This window comes from Pseudomonas sp. NPDC090233 (genome assembly GCF_044772285.1).
Classification (GTDB): domain Bacteria; phylum Pseudomonadota; class Gammaproteobacteria; order Pseudomonadales; family Pseudomonadaceae; genus Aquipseudomonas.
Map to the genome: position 1 here is coordinate 488,575 of NZ_JBIVYQ010000001.1, position 22,931 is coordinate 511,505.

General features: G+C 59.3%; 25 protein-coding genes. 14 read left to right on the top strand and 11 right to left on the bottom strand.

What is annotated here, in order from left to right; all coding sequences use genetic code 11:
- Positions 1-1,329, bottom strand: a complete 1,329-nt coding sequence (locus tag ACIQUF_RS02500) for a UDP-glucose dehydrogenase family protein (RefSeq protein ID WP_403127959.1) — start codon at positions 1,327-1,329, stop codon at positions 1-3.
- 112 nt (positions 1,330-1,441) lie between these two features.
- Entirely contained in the window at positions 1,442-2,668 is a 1,227-nt protein-coding gene (locus tag ACIQUF_RS02505; protein ID WP_403127962.1) for an MFS transporter, read from the bottom strand.
- A gap of 253 nt (positions 2,669-2,921) precedes the next feature.
- On the opposite strand from ACIQUF_RS02505, the gene ACIQUF_RS02510 reads away from it, so the two are divergent.
- Together ACIQUF_RS02510 and ACIQUF_RS02515 are read left to right on the top strand one after the other, a co-directional pair.
- Positions 2,922-3,116, top strand: coding sequence for a metallothionein (locus ACIQUF_RS02510; RefSeq protein ID WP_403127965.1), 195 nt, complete (start codon positions 2,922-2,924; stop codon positions 3,114-3,116).
- A gap of 35 nt (positions 3,117-3,151) precedes the next feature.
- Complete coding sequence (locus tag ACIQUF_RS02515) at positions 3,152-3,526, top strand: termination factor Rho (protein ID WP_403127967.1); 375 nt, start codon at positions 3,152-3,154, stop codon at positions 3,524-3,526.
- A 13-nt stretch (positions 3,527-3,539) separates the two neighbouring features.
- On the opposite strand, the gene ACIQUF_RS02520 is transcribed toward ACIQUF_RS02515, so the two are convergent.
- On the bottom strand, positions 3,540-3,785 hold the full coding sequence (locus tag ACIQUF_RS02520; protein ID WP_400801676.1) for a hypothetical protein: 246 nt from the start codon (positions 3,783-3,785) through the stop codon (positions 3,540-3,542).
- 77 nt (positions 3,786-3,862) lie between these two features.
- Positions 3,863-4,327: a hemerythrin domain-containing protein gene (locus ACIQUF_RS02525; protein WP_403127970.1), complete on the bottom strand. Its 465-nt coding sequence runs from the start codon at positions 4,325-4,327 to the stop codon at positions 3,863-3,865.
- Positions 4,328-4,593: 266 nt separating this feature from the next.
- Between ACIQUF_RS02525 and ACIQUF_RS02530 the strand changes: the two genes are divergently transcribed.
- The 4 genes from ACIQUF_RS02530 to ACIQUF_RS02545 all read left to right on the top strand — a co-directional run bounded on the left by ACIQUF_RS02530 (position 4,594) and on the right by ACIQUF_RS02545 (position 10,748).
- Positions 4,594-5,178, top strand: coding sequence for a hypothetical protein (locus ACIQUF_RS02530; protein ID WP_403127973.1), 585 nt, complete (start codon positions 4,594-4,596; stop codon positions 5,176-5,178).
- On the top strand, positions 5,178-5,606 hold the full coding sequence (locus ACIQUF_RS02535; RefSeq protein WP_400801684.1) for a phage holin family protein: 429 nt from the start codon (positions 5,178-5,180) through the stop codon (positions 5,604-5,606). Before ACIQUF_RS02530 ends, ACIQUF_RS02535 begins: the two co-directional genes overlap by 1 nt.
- Complete coding sequence (locus tag ACIQUF_RS02540) at positions 5,603-6,376, top strand: DUF3618 domain-containing protein (RefSeq protein ID WP_403127977.1); 774 nt, start codon at positions 5,603-5,605, stop codon at positions 6,374-6,376. Before ACIQUF_RS02535 ends, ACIQUF_RS02540 begins: the two co-directional genes overlap by 4 nt.
- A 247-nt stretch (positions 6,377-6,623) precedes the next feature.
- Positions 6,624-10,748 carry a CheR family methyltransferase gene (locus ACIQUF_RS02545; RefSeq protein WP_403127980.1) on the top strand — a complete coding sequence of 1,375 codons (4,125 nt, stop codon included), beginning with the start codon at positions 6,624-6,626 and terminating at the stop codon, positions 10,746-10,748.
- Here ACIQUF_RS02545 and ACIQUF_RS02550 read toward each other — a convergent pair whose 3' ends face one another.
- The 4 genes from ACIQUF_RS02550 to ACIQUF_RS02565 all read right to left on the bottom strand — a co-directional run bounded on the left by ACIQUF_RS02550 (position 10,749) and on the right by ACIQUF_RS02565 (position 13,167).
- Positions 10,749-11,192 (bottom strand): DUF421 domain-containing protein, encoded by a 444-nt coding sequence (locus ACIQUF_RS02550; RefSeq protein ID WP_403127983.1) that lies wholly within the window; start codon positions 11,190-11,192, stop codon positions 10,749-10,751. It abuts the gene before it with no gap.
- A gap of 9 nt (positions 11,193-11,201) precedes the next feature.
- A complete protein-coding gene (locus ACIQUF_RS02555) occupies positions 11,202-11,660 on the bottom strand; it encodes a hypothetical protein (RefSeq protein ID WP_403128870.1) in 459 nt (152 codons plus the stop codon).
- A 59-nt stretch (positions 11,661-11,719) separates the two neighbouring features.
- Entirely contained in the window at positions 11,720-12,223 is a 504-nt protein-coding gene (locus ACIQUF_RS02560) for a CinA family protein (protein ID WP_403127986.1), read from the bottom strand.
- 86 nt (positions 12,224-12,309) lie between these two features.
- A complete protein-coding gene (locus ACIQUF_RS02565; protein ID WP_403127989.1) occupies positions 12,310-13,167 on the bottom strand; it encodes an SDR family oxidoreductase in 858 nt (285 codons plus the stop codon).
- A 193-nt stretch (positions 13,168-13,360) separates the two neighbouring features.
- On the opposite strand from ACIQUF_RS02565, the gene ACIQUF_RS02570 reads away from it, so the two are divergent.
- Entirely contained in the window at positions 13,361-13,885 is a 525-nt protein-coding gene (locus ACIQUF_RS02570; RefSeq protein WP_403127992.1) for a hypothetical protein, read from the top strand.
- Positions 13,886-13,897: 12 nt separating this feature from the next.
- Here ACIQUF_RS02570 and ACIQUF_RS02575 read toward each other — a convergent pair whose 3' ends face one another.
- Positions 13,898-14,437, bottom strand: coding sequence for a type 1 glutamine amidotransferase domain-containing protein (locus tag ACIQUF_RS02575; RefSeq protein ID WP_403127995.1), 540 nt, complete (start codon positions 14,435-14,437; stop codon positions 13,898-13,900).
- Positions 14,438-14,468: 31 nt separating this feature from the next.
- The gene (locus tag ACIQUF_RS02580; protein WP_403127998.1) at positions 14,469-14,849 is read right to left on the bottom strand and encodes an NUDIX domain-containing protein; all 381 of its coding nucleotides are present in this window, start codon (positions 14,847-14,849) and stop codon (positions 14,469-14,471) included.
- 492 nt (positions 14,850-15,341) lie between these two features.
- Here ACIQUF_RS02580 and pstS point away from each other — a divergent pair, with 492 nt between their 5' ends.
- The 6 genes from pstS to ACIQUF_RS02610 all read left to right on the top strand — a co-directional run bounded on the left by pstS (position 15,342) and on the right by ACIQUF_RS02610 (position 20,447).
- On the top strand, positions 15,342-16,373 hold the full coding sequence (pstS, locus tag ACIQUF_RS02585; protein ID WP_400801700.1) for a phosphate ABC transporter substrate-binding protein PstS: 1,032 nt from the start codon (positions 15,342-15,344) through the stop codon (positions 16,371-16,373).
- Positions 16,374-16,445: 72 nt separating this feature from the next.
- Positions 16,446-17,411, top strand: coding sequence for a phosphate ABC transporter permease subunit PstC (gene pstC, locus ACIQUF_RS02590; protein ID WP_403128003.1), 966 nt, complete (start codon positions 16,446-16,448; stop codon positions 17,409-17,411).
- Positions 17,411-18,304, top strand: a complete 894-nt coding sequence (gene pstA, locus ACIQUF_RS02595; protein ID WP_400801703.1) for a phosphate ABC transporter permease PstA — start codon at positions 17,411-17,413, stop codon at positions 18,302-18,304. Before pstC ends, pstA begins: the two co-directional genes overlap by 1 nt.
- A 75-nt stretch (positions 18,305-18,379) precedes the next feature.
- Positions 18,380-19,141 carry a phosphate ABC transporter ATP-binding protein PstB gene (gene pstB / locus ACIQUF_RS02600; RefSeq protein WP_400801947.1) on the top strand — a complete coding sequence of 254 codons (762 nt, stop codon included), beginning with the start codon at positions 18,380-18,382 and terminating at the stop codon, positions 19,139-19,141.
- Positions 19,141-19,845, top strand: a complete 705-nt coding sequence (locus ACIQUF_RS02605; protein WP_403128008.1) for a hypothetical protein — start codon at positions 19,141-19,143, stop codon at positions 19,843-19,845. The genes pstB and ACIQUF_RS02605 overlap by 1 nt, the downstream gene beginning before the upstream one ends.
- A complete protein-coding gene (locus tag ACIQUF_RS02610) occupies positions 19,845-20,447 on the top strand; it encodes a hypothetical protein (protein WP_403128010.1) in 603 nt (200 codons plus the stop codon). The genes ACIQUF_RS02605 and ACIQUF_RS02610 overlap by 1 nt, the downstream gene beginning before the upstream one ends.
- Here the strand turns inward: ACIQUF_RS02610 and ACIQUF_RS02615 are convergent.
- Positions 20,384-21,949 (bottom strand): winged helix-turn-helix domain-containing tetratricopeptide repeat protein, encoded by a 1,566-nt coding sequence (locus ACIQUF_RS02615; protein WP_403128013.1) that lies wholly within the window; start codon positions 21,947-21,949, stop codon positions 20,384-20,386. The two genes, ACIQUF_RS02610 and ACIQUF_RS02615, sit on opposite strands and share 64 nt — an antisense overlap.
- A 228-nt stretch (positions 21,950-22,177) precedes the next feature.
- Between ACIQUF_RS02615 and ACIQUF_RS02620 the strand changes: the two genes are divergently transcribed.
- On the top strand, positions 22,178-22,921 hold the full coding sequence (locus tag ACIQUF_RS02620) for an SDR family oxidoreductase (RefSeq protein ID WP_403128018.1): 744 nt from the start codon (positions 22,178-22,180) through the stop codon (positions 22,919-22,921).
- The last annotated feature ends 10 nt before the right edge of the window (positions 22,922-22,931 follow it).

Consider the following 22,931-nt stretch of genomic DNA (forward strand, 5'->3'; position numbering starts at 1 on the left):
TTATGCGGGCGGTGGAACCTGGCCGCGGCCAATGCCGTAGTAGGTCAGGCCGGCGGCGGCCATGTGCTCGGGCTCGAACAGGTTACGGCCGTCGAACACCACGCGGTCGGCCAGCTGACGCGGCACCTGGTCCAGGTTCAGCACCCGGTAGTCGTGCCATTCGGTGACGATCACCAGGGCATCGGCGCCTTCGAGCGCGTCATCCTTGCACGGCACCAGGGTCAGGTCGGGGCGTGTGCCGTAATGGCGCTGGATTTCCTCCATGGCCTGCGGGTCGTGCGCCTGCACCCGCGCGCCGGCGGCCCACAATGCTTCAAGCAGCACGCGGCTGCACGCTTCGCGAATGTCGTTGGTGTTGGGTTTGAACGACAACCCCCAGAACGCAAAGACCTTGCCACCCAGACCTTCGGGATAATGTCGCTGGATCTTGCTGAACAGCCGGCTTTTCTGCCGCTGGTTGATGGCCTCCACCGCCTGCAGCAACTGCGGCTCGAAGCCTTCGGCTTCGGCGCTTCTGCGCAGGGCCTGGAGGTCCTTGGGGAAGCACGAGCCGCCAAAACCACAGCCGGCGTAGATGAAGTCGTAACCGATGCGCGGGTCGGAGCCGATGCCCCGGCGCACCATTTCGATATCGGCGCCCAGGTGCTCGGCGAGGTTGGCCATCTCGTTGATGAAGGAGATTTTCGTCGCCAGCATGCAGTTGGCGGCGTATTTGGTCATCTCGGCGCTGCGCGCGTCCATGACCATGAACTTTTCCCGGTTGCGGTTGAAGGGCAGATACAGCTCGCGCAGCAGCTCCACTTCTGCTGGGCCGGCACCACCAATGATGATGCGATCCGGGCGCATGCAGTCGTCGATGGCCGAGCCTTCCTTGAGAAACTCTGGATTGCTGACGACCCTGAACTTCTGGGCGTCGGCGTTGGCATCGATCAATGCCGTGATGCGATCGACCGTGCCGACCGGTGAGGTGGATTTGTTGACGATCACTTTGGGGCCGTCGGCATGCTCCAGGATGCTGCCGACCACTGCGAAGACCTGGCTCAGGTCTGCGCTTCCATCGTTCTGCGGCGGGGTGCCGACGGCGATGAACAGCAACCTGGCGTGCTCGATCGCCTGCTTCGGGTCGGTGGTGAACCGCAGGCGGCCACAGGCCAGGTTCTTGCTCAACAGCGGCGCCATGCCCGGTTCGAAAAGCGGACAGTGCCCTTCTTGCAAGGCGGCTATCCGAGCTACATCGACATCCATGCATAGCACCGAATGCCCGACCTGAGCCAGGCAGATCGCTTGGGTGAGGCCTACATACCCTGTACCGAAAACCGTGACCTTCATCTTGCAGCTCCCTTGTCGAATCCGGGCCGGCGGTGCACCGATCCTTGCGAACAGGCTGAAAAGACAAATGTCACGTTTGTGTTTAAGTTTGGTTAAGGCCTCGAATCACAGCTCAGGAAGGCTGCGCCGCCAGGCTGTTACTGACGTTGCGCCCCAGCACCAGGACGGTGACGAACCCGCAGCCGACCAGCGCCGTGGCCAGGCTCAGCAGTACCGAGCTGCCCAGCTGGTCGACGATCCGCCCGCCGAAGAACGAGCCCAGCGCGATGATCACCTGGAACATGGCAACGAACAGCGGCATGCCGCGTTCGACATCCTTGGGCGCCACGACGAACATCCAGATGCTCGCGCAGGCCGGGAAGGCGCCGAAAGCGAAGCCCCACAGCGCGATCAGCATGGCGGCGCCGGTCATGCCGGTGGCGAAGTGCGGGAACAGCGCGGTGCTGACGGCGATCATCAGCGCCACCAGCAGCAAGGTGTGACGCACGCTGCGGTTGGCGGCGAAGCCGGCGAAGATATTGCCCATGACCCCGGCCACGCCATACAGCAGCAACAGCGAACCAATGGTCGGGCCATCGAAACCGGCACTTTGTTTAAAGAATGGGGCGACATAGGTGTAGGCGGCAAAATGCGCCAGACCAATCAGCAATACCGCTATCAAGCCAACCCGCGCTTGCGGATTGATGAACAGGGCCGGCAGATCGCTGATGCGAATGGCTTTATCGGGATTGAGCCGTGGCAGCAACAGAACCTGTGCCAGCAGCACCGGCACACCTACCAGCGCGGTGATCAGAAAAGTCATGCGCCAGCCCATCAGGCCACTCAGCCAGGTGCCCACAGGCACGCCGAACACAGTGGCCAGAGTTACACCGACCATGATGATCGAAGTGGCCTGGGCGACCCCGACGCCCTTGGGCGCCAAGCGTCCGCTGAGGGCGATGGCGGTCGCCCAGAAGCCACCGATACTGACGCCGAGCAGTACACGGCCGAACAGCAGCAGGTTGAAGTCACTGGCATAGGCCACGACCGCGTTGGCGATGATCATGATCAGCGTGAGGCCGATCAGCAGGTAGCGTCGGTCCAGGGCGCCGATCCCCACCGGCAGCAGCGGGGCGGCGAGGGCGGCCATGATGCCGGGCAGGGTCACCATCAGGCCGGCCTGGCCGGCGCTGATGCCCAGGTCGCTGGCGACGTCGTTGAGCACGCCCACGGGCAGGAACTCACTGGTGACCAGGGCGAAGGCGCCCACAGCAACTGAGAGAATGGCCAGCCACTGTTGCTTGACGCTCTGTTGATCGTGTTCGGGAAGGCCGGGTGAGGCCTGGCTTGTCATTGACATGCGGGGGGATTCCAAAGGAGAGGATCGCCTGAAACAGACGAAAGCGAGAAAATTGAAGGCGATTATAAAAGTCGGATTCGGCCAGCGGACAAACAGGCGTCTTGATAGTAATCATCAACCTGGTCGATGAAACCCATGACGCAGAGCGCTTGCGCCCCCTCATCCGCCGTTTGGCAAGAATCTCTGAATCATTCCTCCCATTGCCGGGTCGATTGAGCAAGACCTGCCCTCAATCGAAACGGGAGATAGGAAGATGAGCGAGCAACGTTGTGCCTGCAAAGAATGTTCATGCACCGTGGATGCAAATGCCCATGTGCAAGGTGGTGAAGCCTATTGCTGTGAAGCCTGTGCGTCAGGACACCCCCACGGTGAGCCCTGCCGCATGGCCGGGTGTAAGTGCGGCGAGGCGGCAGATTCTGTACCCAGTAACAAGGCGCAGCCTGTGTAGCCTGGTCATTGCGTTGATCTAGAGGAGTGCACACCATGCCCCGTGGAGAGAAAGACAAGTATACGGAAAAACAAAAACGCAAGGCCGAGCACATCGAAGAGAGCTACGAGCAGAAGGGGGTTTCCAAGTCCGAGGCAGAATCGCGCGCTTGGGCCACCGTCAACAAGCAGTCAGGCGGCGGGGAAAAGTCGGGTGGGTCTGGCAAGAAGACGTCATCGAGCCTGAAGAAGTCAGCGCGCTCGGATTCGGCCAAACGCGCTGCGAAAACGCGTCAAGGCCATTCACGAACATCCACTTCTTCGCTGGAAACTCAAACCAAGGAAAGCTTGATGAAAGAGGCACGCAGCCGCGATATCAAGGGGCGTTCCAGCATGAGCAAAGCACAGTTGATTGAAGCATTACGTAAATAGGGCAGGGTGTCATTCAGCCTGCCTGCATTGCCGTATTCTTCTTCCAGCCGCGAACGTTCATGGTGCACAGGCACAGCTGCAGGATGATCAGCGCCCAGGCCTGTGCGTGCCAGCCCCAGACGGCCCACAGCAGATTGCTGGCCATAAAGCAGCAGAAGCCCACTTTGCGTCGGCCCGCACGTTTTGACCCTATGAACCAGGCTGCAAGCACGGTCAGCACCATGGCGGGCCAATCAAGGAGGTCGATCCAGAATTCCATTACTCTGTTCCTTTACCGCGTTCTGATTGCTAAATGAACCTATGCCTGCGCGCCTGCGTGGGCGCGCAGGTTTTTTTTCAGGCGGCGTGCTGTTCGCCTTTGAGCAGCTTTTTCTGTGCTTCCATGGCCATCCCCATCTCTTCGAGTTCCTGTTTACCCAAGAGCTTCCTTGCAGTCGGGAACAGTTCGCTTTCTTCTTCCTCGATGTGATGCTCCAGCAGCTCCTTCATCACCTTCACCCGTCCTGCGAACTCAACGGTGTTGGTTTCAGTGTGCAGCAGGTCGGGAATCACCAGCGAGTCGACCGTCCGATGTTCTTCCTTGGCCTCGTAATACATTTTCTCCTCCTCCTTACCGCCGGCCTGCTTGATCGCCGGATACAGAATCTCCTCCTCCAGAGCGGTATGAATACTGACCTCCTGTTTGATCCGGGCAAGCAGCTCGGCACGCTTCTTCACCGCGCGCTCAGTGGTCGAAGACAATTCGTCCAGCAATTTCTTGACCAGTTGATGATCCTGAATCAGCAGTTCGATTGCATTCATGGGACACCTCGTCAGGGTCTTGAAAAAATGAAAGTTGCCATCGATGGAGTGAAGTGCAGGCCTCAAGGTTCAACGCGCAAGATCAGCGTGGCTTACCTCGCCAACACCAATTGCCGGGAGCTGGGCTAATTGTGCGATGTTCTTTTGATCTTGAAGTAAATGTCACGTATCCAAATCGCTGAACTCTTCTCGTCGCCATTACGTCCCCCGAATGAATGCTTCCAGGATTTCGCATTCGCCAACTCATTTGTTTCGAGGGCGTCACCATGGAAAAGACCGATCAGAGTTCAAGTTCGCCACCCGGCACCCCACAGGACCATCTGCACACGATGACCGATGAGGCCGGAGCGCTGCTCGATGAGGCCCGTCACATGGGTAGCGAGCAGTTCGAGCACTATCGCGACAGCGCAGCCGATCAACTCGACTCGCTGAAGGAGAGCGCACGTTCTGCGGCCAGCGCGCTGGAGGACAATGACAGCCTTGGCCTCTCTCACTACCTGACCCAGGCCGCGAGCTGCATTGGGGAATTCGCCGAGCAGGTGCGTCATGAAAGCGCCGAGAGCCTGCTGCAACGCGGTGCCCAGTTAGCGCGCGACAACCCGGCGCTGTTCCTCGCCGGCAGCGTAGCGGTCGGGTTTGCCGTGTCGCGCTTCATGCGCGCCAGCGCCACGCACGGGACGTCGGCCGTAGCCGCCAGTGATAAGCGTCCGGCACCGTCCGTTGTTCCTGACAAGGGCAGCGATATATCCACCCATTCACCCTATACCCCAGTCGACCCGATAGGCGCCGGAGCAGGCACTCCGGTGGGTGGAAGCCCGTTCGAGCGTGACCCATTGAGAGGAGCCGAATGATGAACAAAGACACACTGCATACAACACCAGGTCTGCATACGCCGGAGGATGACGCACTCGGCGTCGGTGGCCTGCTGCGCCAGCTGATGCGAGAAGTTCCAGACTTGTTCACCAAGGAACTGGCGCTGGCCAAGGCCGAGCTGCAGCACAACCTTGCCACTCTCAAGGCCGGGACTGCCGCAGTCGCGGCAGGTGCGATCGTGGTGCTGGCGGGCTTCATCATCCTGCTGCTGGCGGCGGTTTATGCGCTGGCAACGGTGGTCGCGCCCTGGCTGGCTGCCCTGATCGTGGGGGCAATCACCGTTGTGATTGGTTTCATCATGCTGCAATCAGGCAAGAAGCAGTTCGAACCCACTCATCTGGCGCCTGACCGCACCTTGCACGCCATGCAACAGGACAAGGAAACGCTGAAGAGGAAACTGCCATGACCACTTCCTTCGAACATGAAGCGCAAAAGGATCCTGACCTGCTGGAGCAGGAAATCAATGCCAAACGCGAGCATATCAGCGATCTGGTCGACGCCCTGGAACAACGCCTGAGCCCCGGGCAGATGGTCGACCGGGTATTGGCATATGCCAAAGGCAATGGTGGCGAGTTTTTCCAGAATCTCGGCACTACCCTCAAGAACAACCCGGTTCCCGCGACATTGACGGTGCTGGGATTGGCGTGGCTTGGGCTCAATCAGAATCGCCCCTTCAACGCTGGGCCCGCCCATACAGGGCCGGGATTGGGCGAGAAACTGGGCGAGGCGGTGGACACAGTCAAAAGCGCTGTCGCCCACGCGGGAGAGGCAATGCAAGATGCTGGACATAAAGTGCGCATGAAGGCCCATGACGTGCGCGATCGGGCCAACGAGCTGGGCAGTGGGGCACGGGACTCGGCGCATAAGGTCGCTGACCAGACTACGGCGCTCAAGGGGCAGTTCGACCATCTGCTGCAAGAGCAACCGTTGGTCCTGGCGGCGTTGGGAATAGCGCTGGGCGCGGCGCTAGGGGCTGCGCTTCCCAGTACCCGAAAGGAGGATCAACTGATGGGTGCCAGCAGCGACCGATTGACCGATCTGGCCAAGGCCAAGGGCCGCGAGGTAAAAGCCTCTGTCGAACAATCCCTTGATCAAAAAGGCGATAGAACCTCGGGCCAGAAAGTCGGCAAGCCGGAAGGCTCGGACCTTTCCGCAGGATTGGGTTTCCCTTCCTGAATCTTCTCAAGCGCCTCGCCGGCCCTTTTGCTGATAGGGAAAAGGGCTGGCAGCGGAGTCAAATGACGCTCTTATCTGCCTTCTACTCGTCCATGTAAAAACCTTTGATGCAGTGCAATGATCCCAGTGCTGTATGCTGGTGAGAATGCGTTAGCGATGCGGGTTTGCCAAACGCACTGATCCCTGCGCTGGAAGCGGGTTGCGATTGCCATTTGCCATGACGGCCTTCAAATCAAAGAGAAGTATGATGAACGAGAAAACCAAGGCAACGGCTATCGCGCCAGCGTCGTCAGCGGTCGAGACGAATGCTGTCAATTTTCCGGTAGTTGGCATTGGCGCATCGGCTGGCGGCCTTGAGGCGCTGCAGGTATTTTTCGATCATTTGCCGGCCGAAAACGACATGGCCTTTGTCCTGGTCATGCATCTGTCGCCGGATCACGACAGTGTGATTGATGAAATCTTGCAGGCGCATACTCAGATGCGGGTGCAGCAAGTGACTCAGTCTTGCCGTATCCAGAAAAATTGCGTGTATATCAGTTCACCTGGCTGCCGACTCGAGATGACCGGCGACCAGTTGATAGTGAAACCCGCGCAGCCTGCTGCTGGTATGCATGTGGCCATTGACCTGTTCTTCAGGGATCTGGCTTGCGCCCATCAGAGCCGTGCCGTTGGTATCGTACTTTCCGGCAGTGGGTCGGATGGGGCGCTGGGATTGGCCCGAATCAAGGAGGAGGGTGGTATCACCCTGGCGCAAAGCCCGGACGATGCTTCCTTCCCTGGAATGCCTGAGGCCGCGATCGCTACCGGGCTGGTAGATATCGTATTGCCGGTAGCGCAGATACCTATAAAGCTGGTGGAGCTGTGGCAAAGCATGCAATCGATCCGCCTGCCTAAATGGGCGGATGATCTCCACGCGTTGCATACGCCAGTGCCTGACCAAGTCGAAGTCGAGCAAACCATCCGCGATATCCTGGCGCTGTTGCGCGCAAGAACGGGGCATGACTTCAAGCATTACAAACGCGCGACCGTACTGCGACGCATTGAACGGCGGATGCAAGTCAACGCGCAAACAGAGCTCAAGGGCTATTTGAAGTTCCTGGAAAACAACACCGACGAGGCGAAAGGGCTGCTGGATGACATGCTGATTGGTGTCACCAACTTCTTCCGTGATCGTGAAGCGTTTGAATCGCTTGAAAAGCATGTATTCGGCGAGATTCTGGCCAATGCCGAGCATGCTGTTAAAGATGACTCGGAAATTCGTATCTGGTCAGCGGGTTGCTCGACTGGCGAAGAGGCTTTTGCGCTTGCCATCGTGGCAGCTGAGTTTCAGGCGCGCACTCAGTCAATGGCCAAGGTACAGGTATTTGCCACGGATATCGATGAACGGGCCATTGCCAAGGGCCGCAGCGGTATCTACCCGGAAACGATCGTTGCCGATGTGAGTTCTGTCCGCCTTCGTCAGTTTTTTGTGAAAGAACGCGGTGCTTATCGGGTACGCAAAGAGGTGCGGGAATCTGTGCTGTTTGCCAAGCACAATCTGTTATCCGACCCGCCGTTCTCGCAGATCGACCTGATCGTGTGCCGTAATCTGCTGATTTACCTGGACCGCGAAATCCAGCGTGAAATTCTGCAAATGTTCCACTTCGCCCTCAAGCCCGGCGGCATCTTGTTCCTGGGTTCTTCCGAGGCTGCCGACGCCTGTCCCGAACTGTTTACGCCGGTCGACAAGCGCAATCGGATCTATCGGGCGAAAACCACCAATCTGGCTATCAGGAAGTCGTTCACGATTCCACGCCAAGGCTACGTTCGAAACGAACCGGAGCCGTTGACGCCCCGCGCCGAACCCCAGCGCAAAGTCTCCTTCGCCGATGTGCATCAGCGCGCCCTGGAAGATGAATTGCCGGCGAGCTTGATCGTCGATAGCAACGCTGAAATTCTCTACATGACTGCGGAATGCGGGCGATTTTTGCGCTACCTGACCGGTGAAGTCGGGCGCAATGTGCTTTCGTTGATTACCCCGGCGCTGCGGCTTTCGTTGCGTACTACCCTGTTCGAAGCGCAACACAGCGGCAAAACGGTCATCTCCCGAGAAGTCGATTATCAGGACAGCATCGGGCAGGGCACGGTACGTATCAAGGCCAAACCCTTCAAGGATGCCAAGACGGGGCATGATGTCACGCTGGTGATCTTCCTGCTGACGCATGGCAAGGCTGCTGACAGTGTCAACCTGAGCGACAACCATGAGCACAATCAGGTGCTGGCGAGCCTTGAGCAGGAGTTGCAGCGCACCAAGTCGCAGTTGCAGGACACGGTTGAGCAGTTCGAGGTTTCCAGTGAAGAACTCAAAGCCTCCAACGAAGAGATGCAAGCGGTCAACGAGGAACTTCGCTCTGCCACTGAAGAGTTGGAAACCAGCAAGGAGGAACTGCAATCGATCAATGAGGAGTTGCTGACGGTCAACCACGAGTTGAAGAACAAAGTGGAAGAGACCGACAAGATCAACGACTACCTGGCCAACTTGATCACCTCGACGGACATCGCTACGGTGTTCGTTGACCGGGGGATGCGTATTCGTTGGTTCACGCCCCGGGCAACTGAAATCTTCAGCATGTTGCCTTCTGATACCGGTCGCTCGTTGCTGGATATCACCCACCGCCTGGATTATCCCGAGCTGACCAGCGATGCCAGCAATGTCTTCGATTCATTGAGTGTGATCGAGCGGGAAGTGCGTAGCCAGGATGGGCGCTGGTATATCGCTCGGCTTCTGCCTTACCGGGCGAGTGAAAGCCACATCGATGGCACGGTACTGACCTTCATCGATATCTCCAGCCGTCGCGCTGCCGAGGAAGATCTGCGATTGGGCCAGGAGCGCATGCGCCTGGTGGCGGAAAGCACCCATGAATTCGCCATCATCGTGCTGGATGAACAGGGCCGTATCTCCGATTGGAATACCGGCGCGGAAATCATCTTCCGTTACAACAAGCACGAAGTGATCGGTGAACATTACTCGCTGATTTTCACCGAAGACGATATTGCGGCGGGTATTCCTGAGCAAGAGCTGCAAACGGCCCGCTTGAAAGGCCGCGGTAAAGACGAGCGCTGGCATGTTCGCAAGGACGGGCATCGCTTCTACTGCAGTGGCGAAGTGGCCGTTCTACAAGGGGAGAAGGTCAAGGGTTACGTCAAGATCGCGCGGGACCTCACCGGCCACAAGCGCATCCATGACGAGCAGAGTCGTCAACTGGAAGAAAAACAATCCAGCAGCAACTTGAAGGATGAGTTCTTTGCGGTCATGTCCCATGAGCTCAAGCACCCCCTCAATCTAATTCAACTGAATGTGGAAATGCTTCGCCGACTGCCGGCGGTGCGCAATACGGAGCGGGCTAAAAAGGCCGTGCTGACCATCAGTGATGCGGTCAGTAGCCAGGCGCGCATCATCGATGACCTCTTGGATGTCGCGCGCATTCGTACCGGTAAGCTCAAACTCAAGATGCTCAGCATCAACCTGACGGCACTGCTGACGGATATCCATGCTGTTGCGGTCAGTGAATATCCAGAGAGCCTGATCAGCCTGGAGATGCATGCGAACTCACCCGTCTTCATCAGCGGCGACATCACTCGTATCGAGCAGATCCTCTGGAACCTGTTGAACAACGCGCTGAAGTTCAGCATGCCCGACCCTCGCATAAAGATTACCCTGGCGCTGGAAGGGGGGGACGTCGTTATCACCGTGAGTGACAACGGCATTGGCCTGTCTCCAGGTGACAGTGAGCGTATTTTCGATTTGTTCAAGCAGGCGACTGCCTCGCACGCGCGTCAGTATGAAGGCCTGGGTATCGGTCTTTCGCTGGTACGTCAGTTGGTGCAAGCGCATCAAGGGACTGTAACGGTGAACTCAGCAGGTGTTGGCCAGGGTTGCACGTTCACAGTGCGGCTGCCGGTGGCGGACACGACAGAGGCCTGTGATCGGGCAGGCATCGAAGCGCCGCAGCATCGCCTGGCCGGGCTCAAGGTGTTGCTGGTCGATGATTCGGTCGAGGTCCTCAATGTCATGCAAATGTTGCTCGAGGACGAACAGGCTACCGTCAACGCTTATTCGGACCCGCTGCGGGTCGTCGAGGACGTTCGTGATTCACATTACGATGTCATCATTTCAGATATCGGCATGCCCGGCATGGACGGCTACCAGTTGGTGGAAGCCCTGCGCAAACTGCCGCAATTTGCGAAAACACCGGCGCTTGCACTGAGTGGGTTTGGCGATCATCAGCATCGTCACCGTGCGAAGGAGGCTGGTTTCCAGATCGTGATGAGCAAACCGGTGCAATATGAGGAGCTGATCGAATCACTTGAGAGGGTCTGGAATCAAGGTTGATCATTCGACCGGTATGACCGAGATCTTCCCATTGCGCTCGACGATGGCGAACTTGACTTGCTCGATATGCTCGATGCCCTGGCTGTCGCGAGCCGATTCCAGGATGTCGTCTTCGGTCAGGCGTGCGCGCCTCATGCGCTGATGAAGGAACTTGCCGTTCTCGACGACCACGGTTGCGTGGCCGTCGAGCAGGCGGGCCAAGCGCCTGGAATTGAGTTTGGCGAGCGATAGGCCGACGTCCAGGGCGATCAGCGTGGCTATCACCAGCATGGCATTGGTAAAGGAGAAGTCATCCCCCAGCAGGGCTTGTTGGGTGGCCTCGCCGATGATCAGCAGCAGGACAAAATCGAACGTGGTCAGGTCTGCCAGCGAGCGTCGTCCCGCTATGCGAAATAACAGCATCAATGCGACATACATACCCGCCGCACGAAGGATCGAGTCCATGACGTGCTCCTAAGGATAAAGGAAGGTTGAAAAGTGCACGGCTGTGCCTGGGCCTGTCCTGACCTGGGCGTGCAACAGCCCTACCGACTCACTGCGCAGTGTCAGATATAGGGTGACGCGGCCATCGGCGCTGTTACCCGTCTGCAACAGGATCGAATCGCCTTGAGAGCGAGACAATTGGGGTTCTGGCTGCAGGGTCTCGATGCTGGCTTCGCTGAACAGCGAGCCGCTGAGTTGAATATTCACAGGCTCCCCCGCACGCCCCTGCACCCTTATTTTCAGGCTGTCGGTAGTACCGCTGCGGCTTAACCGCTGGTAGTCCACCCGCAACCTGCCATCACGGCTGCTGACCTGCGCATCGCTCAACGGGCCATTGCCGAACGCGCCTGCAAGCCCAAGTAGAATGACGACCACCAGTGCGTACCAGCCCACGCGCTCGAAGCGCCAGACGCGCCGCTGCAGGGCCATGTTTTCCTGAACCGGCTCGCTGCGAGAGGTGAACTCATCATCCATCACGGCGCTGGCCCTCAAGCGCGCTCACCGCGCAGCCAACGTTCATGGTAGTGAACCAGCCGCGTCAGCCCATACAGAGCGCCTTCGTGCATGACCTGTGAGCGCTCACCGAAAAACCGCTGGGTGCGGGTGAATACCGCAACCGGTTCACCTGCGAAGGCCCAGGCGAAACACAGGGTGCCGGGTAAAACCCCTGACGTAGGAGACGGCCCGGCGACCCCCGTGGTGGCAATGACGACATTGGCGTCGCTGTCACGCAAAGCGCCTAGCGCCATCTCCCAGGCGACCGCCTCGCTGGTCAACCCATACCGTTCGATAGTGGCGGGATCGACGCCTAGCAGGCGTTTCTTGGCGTTGGGTGAATAGACGACATAGCCGCTGTCCAGCACTTCTCCAGTCCCCGGAAACGCTGCGAGCAGCGCGACCATGCAACCGGCGGTACAAGACTCCGCAGTGGTCAGCACCAAATGGTGGTCTTTCAGATAGCCAAGTACGGCCAGCACCGGATCGCTTTCCATTACATATCGACTCGCTCGATCTTTAGCGGTGGACGTAGTCTGCAGCCAAATGGTTCAGCACGTTTTCCGGTGGTGGCCGTTTTTGATCAGAGTATTGGCTTGCCTCCGGTTACCGCATAACGTGAGCCAGAGATGTAGCTGGCTTCGTCCGAGCCGAGCAAAACATAGATAGGCGCGACTTCGACAGGCTGCCCCGGTCGCCCCATCGGATAGCTTGAGCCGAAGTTTCGGACTGCTTCATCAGGCATCGTTGCGGGAATCAACGGCGTCCATATCGGTCCGGGCGCGACACTGTTCACACGAATGCCTTGCTTGCCCAATAACTGGGCCAAGCCTGCAGTGAAGTTGGCAATGGCGCCTTTTGTCGTCGCATAGGCCAGCAGTTTGGGCGAGGGATCATCGGAATTCACCGAGCTTGTGTTGATGATCGAGCTGCCCTTCGGCATGGACGGAAGGGCGCGCTGGCAAATTCGGAAAATGGCGGTGATGTTGACGTCAAAGGTCATCAGCCACTCGTCATCGTCTATTTCATCCAGGGTTTCATGGGCCATCTGAAACGCCGCGTTGTTGACCAGGATGTCAATGCGGCCGAACTGCTCGACCGTTTTGTCGACGATGTCGTAACACTGCTGCTTTTGCCCGAGATCACCCGGCAGCAGCAGGCATTGACGGCCGGCGGCTTCAACCCAACGGGCCGTTTCCTGAGCATCGTCGTGTTCATCCAGATAGGCAATCGCTACGTCGGCACCTTCACGTGCGTAGGCAATCGCCACAGCCCGGCCGATGCCACTGTCGGCCCCAGTAATCAGGGCGATCTTACCTTCCAGGCGACCGCTGCCTTTGTAGGACTGCTCGCCACAGTCAGGATAAGGCTCCATCTTGCGTTGTGAGCCGGGGACATTTTGCGGTTGCGATGGAAAGGGCGGGGTTGGGTAGTCGCGCATGGCAGAAGCTCCTGCGATTGTGGACGGTGATACCCGTTGGAAAGAAGGTGCTGCTGAGTGTTGGTGTGGATCCCAGGTTTTAACGACGGACGGCGAGCTCGATGTCGTATTGAATTTTCATTCCCTGTATCGCTCTACCGAAGACACTCGACCATTCCCTCGCCTAGCGCTGGATCATCTGTGGAGAAGCGCAGTGCCTCGCATCATCACACCGCAAACGCCCGAGCATGAAATCGACGCGCACAACGCCCGAATGTTCGGATCACCCAAGGAACGCCTGGATTTCTACCGCAAGGAAATTCAGTACGAAACCACGATCCTTGCCAACCGCACCGACGCTTATCTGGCCGCGCAATCGTTTTTGGTCATCGCGTTTGTATCTTCCATGAGTAACCTGAATAAAGGGTGGGGGGAGATGTTTACGCTCATCGTGCCCGCGTTCCTGGCGCTCCTAGGCATCTTGAGCACCCTCAATGCCTGGCCGGGTATCCGAGCGGCCTACCGGATCATCGAGCACTGGCAGCTCAAACAGAGCCATTTGCTGCGCAGCGAGCCGTTGATGGGCTTGGCCTATGACGAATCGCCCCTGTTTTGCGAGGCCGAGACGTCACAGGCCGGGCACCGGAAATCGTTGCTCTTTTCACTGCGAACGCCGTGGATATTCTTGGCATTCTGGGTGTTGCTGAGCAGTTATTCGGTATACATACAGCTGGCTTGAGCCAGCCCGTGTTCAGTCCGACAGCGCTTTGATCAACTGCGCGTTGAAAGCGGGTATATCGTCTGGTTGGCGGCTGGTGATCAAGTTGCCATCTACTACCACTTCTTCATCGACCCATGTGCCGCCCGCGTTGCGAATGTCATCCTGCAACGTTTTGTAGCTGGTCATCCGCTTGCCTTTTGCCAGGCCGCATGACACCAGCAGCCATGCGCCGTGGCAGATCACCGCCAGTGGCTTATTGGCCGAAGCGTGGCTTTTCACCAGTTTTTGTGCGCCAGGGAGAAGTCGGATCGTGTCGGAGTTCTGCACACCACCGGGCAGCACCAGGGCGTCGTAAAGATCGAGTTGGGCGCTGTCGAAAGTCGCATCCACGGCAAAGTCATCGGCGGGCTTGTCATGATTCCATCCCCGGACGCTGCCTTCCTTGTCACTCAGAATATCCACCACTGCGCCGCTGGTTTCCAAGGCTTCGCGTGGCCCAGTGAGCTCCACTTGTTCGAAACCGTCGGTGACCAGGAAGGCCACGCGCTTGCCATTGAGTTGTGCACTCATTTTCATATCTCCGTTTCGCCAATGGGAAGGATCATCGTTCATGAAGCTGGCCAGCCAGTACCAGCAGCGCAATGTTCGTAGGCTTTACATTGATGTCACGCAATTCGTCGGCACTGAACCACCGGCACTCCACGATCTCATCCGAGGCACGCGGTCGCATCGATGGATCGACACGCATCTCGTACAGATAGTGTTCTTCCGTGTCGAAGGCGTGGTGCGCAATGAACCGCGCATCGGTGAGCGGCAGCGTGGTTTCCTCGCGCAGCTCACGTCGTGCGGCTTCTTCATGGCTTTCACCAGGGTCGATCTTGCCGCCTGGCAAAGACCATTCGGGCGCTTCTTTGCGCACCAGTAAAATCTTTGCATCTCTCAGGCAGATCACAGTGCTGTGAAGCTCACGGGTCTGGTTCATGATTTTTCCTCCGCTATGTAGGGAGGGCCCTTTCAGCTGCTTGGAAGTTCAATCGGAGTGCCTGCATAAAAGACCATGATTCGCCTTGATGCTTTGGTCTAGTGAGACTAATACTTAAGCACTGCTGACAAGAGGGATGACCATGCAGGCACGCTACGTTGTAATCCCCGCATTCCCCCAGGAAAAAGAACGCTTCCCCCGGCGTGTCGGCGTGGCCTGCGAGGTCGGAGCGGGATACGATCTCTACGACAACCATGACAAAATTCGTTTGAGCTTGAATCTACCGTCTCGAGCCGAAGCGGATTACGTGTGTTCCATTCGAAATAGCCAGGATGGGGCGGGCGGTTCGCAGTGGGTCGGGCATGGCTGAAGCCAGAGAATTACCCCGTTCTTAGTGAAAAACTGCAGGTCCAGGCGTTTTGCCACTCCACATTCACAAATTCGTAACATTGCTGCTGCACAGTGAGAAGGCCATCACACGGAGCGTTTTCGATGATTCGCCTGATCAAGACTGCTGCACTCGCGGCTGCTGTTTCTCTTTGCACCACTTCCGCAGCCTTCGCTGCCGAGAGCATCCGCCTGACGGGTTCTGGCGCAAGCTTCCCAGCCCCGATCTACCTCACCTGGTTCAAGGACTTCAGCAAGCAGACCGCTGGCGTCACCGTTGACTACCAGTCCAAGGGGAGCGGCGCGGGTGTCCAGGACTTCCTGAACAAGACCGTCGACTTCGCCGCCAGTGACTCGGCCATGAAGCCCGAAGAAATCGCCAAAGTGGGCGAGGGCGTGCAGTTGCTGCCGATGACCGCCGGTGAAATCGTCCTGGCTTACAACCTGCCGGGCAACCCAAAAGGTCTGAAGCTGCCACGCGATGTCTATTCCGACATCTTCCTCGGCAAGATCACCCAGTGGAACGATCCTAAGATCGCTGCCGCCAACCCTGAGCTGAAACTGCCAGCCACCCCGATCACCGTGGTCGTGCGTGCAGACTCCAGCGGTACCACCGCTGTGTTCACCAAGCACCTGTCGGCCATCAACCCTGCATTCAAGGAAGCGCTGGGTGAAGGCAACACGGTCAACTGGCCAGCCACTGACAAGTTCATCAAGTCGCCGAAGAACGATGGCGTGACCGCCACCGTGCGCCAGACCCCAGGCGCCATCGGCTACATCGAATACGGTTTCGCCAAGCTGGCCAAGGTCGACTTCGCCCAGCTGCAGAACAAGGCCGGCCAGTACGTCGTGCCGAACGCCGAAAGCGGTGCCGAGGCCCTGGCCGCGGTGAAGATGCCGGAAAACCTGGTGGCCTGGCTGCCTGATCCGGACGGTGCCAAGTCCTACCCGATCACCTCCTACACCTGGATGATCTTCCGCAAGGACAACGGCAACCCGGCCAAGGCCGAAGCCATGCGCAAGATGGTCGAGTACAGCCTCACCGAAGGCCAGAAGATCGCTGACTCGATGGGCTACATCCCGCTGCCGCAGTCGGTCGTCGACCAGGTGCGTAAAGCGTCTGCCAACATTCAGTAAGGTGCATCGGCCGCTCCTGGCGTGGGTGTACACCATGCCAGGGGCGTTTGTTCTTAGCCCCGGAATAAGTCAATGAACACACCTTTTGCCATACCGGACAATCCCGACTCTGCTTGCCGGCCACCGTCTGCGAAAGACTTTCTGGTAGATCGCACCTTCCGCGCGCTCGCACGCATCGGCGTCGTGCTGGTGCTCGCGGTTGTTTTCGCGCTGATCTATGAAGTGGGCCGCAAGGCACTGCCAGGCATGGAAAAGCACGGTTTCGACGTGCTGTTCGGCAGCGTGTGGGATGTCAACCAAGGCAAGTACGGTATTCTGCCAGCGATCTGGGGCACGCTCTACAGCGCCTTCATCGCATTGTTGATCGCCGGGCTGTTCGGCGTCAGCATGGCCATTTTCCTGACCCAGGACTTCCTGCCGGCCAAGCTTGCAGCGGTCTTTCGCACCATCGTCGAATTGCTCGCCGCCATCCCCAGCGTCGTTTACGGCCTGTGGGGCATCTATGTGGTCATTCCGGCAATTCGTCCGTTCACCACTTGGCTGAACAGCGAGTTGGGCTGGATTCCGTTTTTCTCTACCTCTTTGAGCGGACCAGGGCTGCTGCCTGCGGCGCTGGTCCTCGCCATCATGATCCTGCCAACCATCGCTGCCGTGTCGCAGGATGCCTTGGCCAGCGTGCCGATGAAAACCAAGCAGGCCGCCTACGGCATGGGTACCACCCATTGGGAAGCCATCCTCAAGGTGATGGTGCCCGCTGCCGCCACCGGGATCTTTGGCTCTCTGGTGCTCGGCCTGGGCCGCGCCCTGGGTGAAACCATGGCCCTGGCCATGCTGGTCGGCAACGCCAACACCATTTCCGTTTCCTTGTTCGCTCCGGCCAACACGCTTGCCGCCTTGCTGGCGCTGAACTTCCCGGAAGCCGGGCCGAACGAGGTGGAAGTGCTGATGTACGCCGCCCTGGTGCTGATGTTCATCACCCTGCTGGTGAACGTGCTCGGCTCGATGATCATGCTCTACGCCCAGCGGGGTAACAGATAATGACAGACCTCACTACCCCTGCAACCGCATTGCCCAGCCTGCAACGCAGGTTCGAAGGCCGTGCCCTGCGCAGCCTGGTATTGACCACGTTGGTGTGGGGCGCGGCACTGGTGGCCAGCGTGCCGCTGATTTCCGTGCTGTACATGCTCATCACTCGCGGCGGTGCGCGCCTGAGCCTGGAAGTCTTCACCGAATTGCCACCCACCGGCTTCGAGATGGGCGGTGGTTTTGGCAACGCGATGGCGGGTACCTTCGTCATGGTCGGTATCGCCGCGGCTATCGCGGTCCCGGTCGGCATTCTGGCCGCGGTGTTCCTGGCCGAACTGGGCCCGGACAGCAAGCTGGCGAACGCGTCGCGCTTCGCTGCCAAGATGCTTACCGGCTTGCCATCGATTCTGGCAGGTGTGTTTGCCTACGCCCTGGTGGTCATGACCACAGGCACTTACTCGGCACCGGCAGGTGGCGTGGCACTGGCGGTCCTGATGCTGCCGATCGTTGTGCTGACGGCTGAAGAGTCGATGAAGATGGTGCCCAAGATCATGAAAGACGCCGCCTACGGCATGGGTTGCACCCGTGCGCAGGTGGTCTGGAAGATCGTCTTGCCGACCGGCATGCCGGCGATTCTGACCGGTGTGATGCTGGCCGTCGCCCGCGCCGCTGGCGAAACCGCGCCGCTGCTGTTCACCGCGCTGTTCAGCAACTACTGGATCTACCACGACGGCAGCCTGGCGGTCATGAACCCGACGGCATCGCTTGCCGTGCTGATCTACAACTTCTCCGGCATGCCCTTCGACAACCAGCTCGAACTGGCGTGGGCGGCCTCGCTGGTACTGGTGATGATCGTACTGGTGGTCAACATTTTGAGCCGAATCTTCGGCAAACCCAAGTATTGAGAAAGGGAGCATCCGAACTTGAACGTATCAACTGCACAAAGGGCTGCTCCCGTGGTCAATCCCTCGCCCGTAGTCATGGACTGCAAACTGGACAAGATTTTCTACGGCAACTTCATGGCGGTCCGCGACAGCCATGTGCCGATTGAAAAGAACAAGATCACCGGTTTCATCGGGCCATCCGGCTGCGGCAAGAGTACCGTGCTGCGCAGCCTGAACCGCATGAATGACCTGGTGAAAGGTTTCCGCTTCGAGGGCCATGTGCATTTCCTCGGCCAGGATGTCTATGGCAAAGGCGTGGACCCGGTTGTCGTGCGCCGTTACATCGGCATGGTGTTCCAGCAGCCGAACCCGTTCTCGATGAGCATTTTCGACAACGTCGCCTTCGGCCTGCGCCTCAATCGCTACAAAGGCGACCTGGGCGACCGCGTCAAGCACGCGTTGCAAGGCGCGGCGCTGTGGGACGAGGTCAAGGACAAGCTCAAAGTCAGCGGCCTGTCCCTGTCCGGCGGCCAGCAACAGCGCCTGTGCATCGCCCGTGCCATCGCGACCGAGCCTGAAGTGCTGTTGCTTGATGAGCCATGTTCGGCACTCGACCCGATCGCTACCCGCCGGGTAGAAGAGCTGATGGTCGAGCTGAAGAAGGACTACACCATCGCGCTGGTTACTCACAACATGCAGCAGGCGATTCGTGTGGCTGACACCACCGCGTTCTTCTCGGTCGACATTTCCCAGGGCACGCGCACCGGCTATCTGGTTGAGATGGGCGAGACCGCGCAGATCTTCCAGAACCCGCGCGAACAACTGACCAGCGACTACATCAGCGGTAAATTCAGCTGATGGCTTCACTCCCGACGCGCCGTCTTGATCTGCACGCCATCGAGCGTGCCCTGCGCGAGGTGCAGGGCCGCTTCGGTGAACTCAGCCGGCACTTCACCGAGCCGCGTGACCCGTTCACCGACGAAGTGCTGCTGAATGTACTTGAGGGCTACGCGCTGATTGACGATTATGTGGCCCGGGGCGTCGACCTGTTCGATCTGCAGCAGCTGAACCTCATGCTGGAGATCAACGCCACCGTACTGTGCGGCCGCGATCCTGCACGCCGTCGGGAGTTTGCCCAACATCTGGAAGCCACTGAGGCGCACTTCTTCAACAACGTCGAAGGAGGCATCAAGGACCTGTACAACTGGTACTGCTCATATCGCAGTGATTCGATCTGGAAACGCGCGGCCGGTGTCTACGTGCGGATCCTCAGCAAGCCGCAATTGTTCATCGAGGGCAATAACCGCAGCGGCTCGCTGATCGTCAGTTACCTGTTGATGCGCGCGGGGCTGCCGCCGTTTGTGCTCACGCTGGATAACGCCGAGGGTTACTTCAACCCATCCTCGGTCATACGCAACTCCGCCAAGCATGGTGTCAAAGCATTGTACGAATTGCCCAAGATCAAGAAAAAGTACGCGGCGTTCCTGGAGGCCAAGGCGCCTGATCCCGAAGTGTTCTTCCTCGGCGGCACGTCCATGCCCCGTTTTCAGGAGTCGTTCTGATGGAGCAGGTAGTGCAAGCCGTAGGGCGCATGTTCAAGCGCCCGCGGGTACGCATTTCGTTCGATATCGATGACACGCTGGCCTGCCTGCCGGACCACAGTGACGTCGAGGACAGCAAACTGCCCGAGTTCATCCATCGCTGGCTGGGCGAACCCCTGCGCAGCGGTACCCGCGAGCTGTTCCGCGACCTGCGCCGTCAGGGCTGCAGCATCTGGATCTATACCTCGTCGGGGCGCACGCCGGCCTACATCCGGCGCTGGCTGCTGCTCTACGGCATCCACGTCGATGGGGTGGTCAACAGTGATCGCCATCAGCAGGCCTTGAACAAGCGTGGGCTGGTGAACTCACCCTCGAAGTTGCCGTCTGCCTTCGATATCGATTTGCATGTCGATGATTCCGAAGGTGTTCGACTTGAAGGTCAGGACCATGGCTTCCGAGTGGTCGTCGTCTGTCCGAAGGATGACAACTGGGCGCAAAGCGTCAAGGAGGCTGCGACTCACGTTCAGCAGCAGGTAATGAGGCAATTCTCGTTCGGCCGTCACGCCGGCAGTCCCGCCAACTTCAGCCCCTCGGCCAACCTGGCCAGATCCGCATCGCGATAGATCGGCAACCACTGCCGCAGCGTGGAGACTCGCAGCTCCGCGTCCAGTGTCCGCAAGCGCGCCATCGCCTGGCGCGCGCTCTCCATCCGCCCGCTCAGGGCATGGCTGGCCGCCAGCAAGGCGACCGCCGCAAGCAGGCTGGGCAGGTTGCCCAGCGCCTTGTCCGCCCATTCCACCGCCTCATCCAGCCGCCCGGCAAAAAAGTGCGCCAATGCCATCCCCACTTGCATGCGGAACATCTCCGGGTCCAGCGGGCTCAGGCGGGCGGCGTGGGTGAGATTGTCGATGGCGGTCTGCGTTTCGCCGCGCAGCGCCCGAAGTATGCCGCCCAGGTACCAGGCCGGGGCCAGGTTGGGGTTGAGCAGGCGGGCGCGGTCGAGCAGGGCGATGCCGCCATCCAGGTCACCCGCCAAGTGCCCTAGGGCATGCCCGCCACGGGTCAATGCCACGGCATCGTCACGCCCCAGTTCAACGGCGAGGCGTGCCAACCGGGCACCCTCGGCAATTTCTTCGGCGCGATCGAGCATCCAGCCATTGAGCTTGCGCCAGAAGTAGCACCAGGCCGCCATGCCATACGCGGAGGCGAACTCGGGGTCGCGCGCGATGGCCTGATAGAACAGCGGCAGCGCCTGGTCGATAGCTTCACGGGTGCCGTTGTGCAGCTTCGCCGTGCCGCGCAGGTAATAGTCGTAGGCGCACAGGCTGTCGGTGGGTTTGCGCTTGGCCCGTTCGATCTCGGCGCGTTCAAGCTGCGGTGCGATCGCACCCACCACGCTTTCAGCCACTTGATCCTGCAACTCGAACAGGTCGTCGAGCCTGCCTTCGAAGCGCTCGGCCCACAAGTGCTCGCCGGTGGTCGCATCGATCAGTTGCCCGGTAATGCGCAGCCGCTCGCCTGCCTTGCGCACGCTGCCTTCGAGTACATAGCGCACGCCCAAAGCTTGGCCGACTTGCTGCACGTCGATGCGCTGGCCTTTGAAGGTAAAGCTTGAATTGCGAGCGATGACGAACAGCCAACGAATGCGCGACAGGGCGGCGATGATGTCCTCGACCATGCCATCGGCGAAATAGTCCTGCTCCGGATCACCGCTGAGGTTCTGGAACGGCAGCACGGTGATCGAGGGTTTATCGGGAAGGGCAGGCCCGGAGCTGGCTGTGCTGAGTTGCGCTTCAACGGCCACTTCACTGCTAGCGCATTCACGAACCTGGCCCACGAAACGATAGCCCTTGCGCGCCACGGTGCGCAGCAGCCGCTGCTCCTCGCCGGAATCGCCAATGGCCTTGCGCACGGCGTTGACATGGCTGGTGATGGTCGACTCGGAAACGATCTTGCCGTTCCACACGCGCACCAGCAGCTCGTCACGGCTCATCACCCGATCGCGGTTGCTGAGCAGTTGCAAGAGCAGGTCGAACACCTGCGGGCCGATGGCAACAGGCTGCCCGCGCAGTGTCAGCTCTCTGCGCTGCTCATCGAGCACATAGTCGTCAAACTCGAATGACACCGGGTGTCCCCTCGCACGCCTTAGGCTTCGTGTCCGAGGCGACTGTTGATGATTTTTCGATGATACGGCAGGCGTTTGTCGACTGCACATGGCTTGAACAGTTTGGACGCAAATTGAATCTTGCGTGGAGGTAAATCCAGCCGCTTGGCAAGGACCCAGCTCCGGGTCCGGCGCATGCTCGAACTCAGACGACAGCAACGGTTGCGGTCGTGCACGCAGGAGAGCCCCATGAAAATCGTGGTCATCGGAGGCACCGGCCTCATTGGTTCCAAGCTGGTCAACGGCCTGCGCGAGCGCGGCCACCAAGTACTTGCCGCTTCGCCAAGCACGGGGGTGAACAGCATCACCCGCGAGGGCCTGGCTGAGGCGATGAATGGCGCGGATGTAGTGGTGGACGTGGCCAATGCGCCGTCCTGGGAGGACCAGACCGTGCTCGACTTCTTCCAGACTTCCACCCGCAACCTGCTTGCCGCCGAGAAGGCGGCGGGGGTGAAGCACCATGTAGCGTTGTCGATCGTAGGCAGCGAGCGCTTGCCGGAAAACGGCTATTTCCGGGCCAAGGTTGCCCAGGAGGCGCTGATCAAGGATTCCGGGTTGCCGTACACCCTGCTGCGCGCTACGCAGTTCTTCGAGTTCGTCGCAGGCATTGCCCAGGCGGGTGCAGTGGGTGAGGAGATCCGCCTGTCGCCGGCGCTGTTCCAGCCCATCGCGTCGGACGATGTGGTCGTTGCGCTTACCGACGTGGCCCTGGCGCCACCGGCCAACGGCACGCTGGAGGTGGCCGGGCCTGAGGCCACGCCGCTGGATGAGCTGGTGCGGCGCTTCCTGCGCCTGAGCGGCGATCCGCGCAAGGTGGTGGCGGATGTACACGCCCTGTATTTCGGCGCCGAACTCGATGACCAAGCCCTCACGCCTGGCAAGGGCGCGCGGTTGGGCAAGATCCGTTTTGAAGACTGGCTGGCGCGTCAATGAGCCAGCGCAA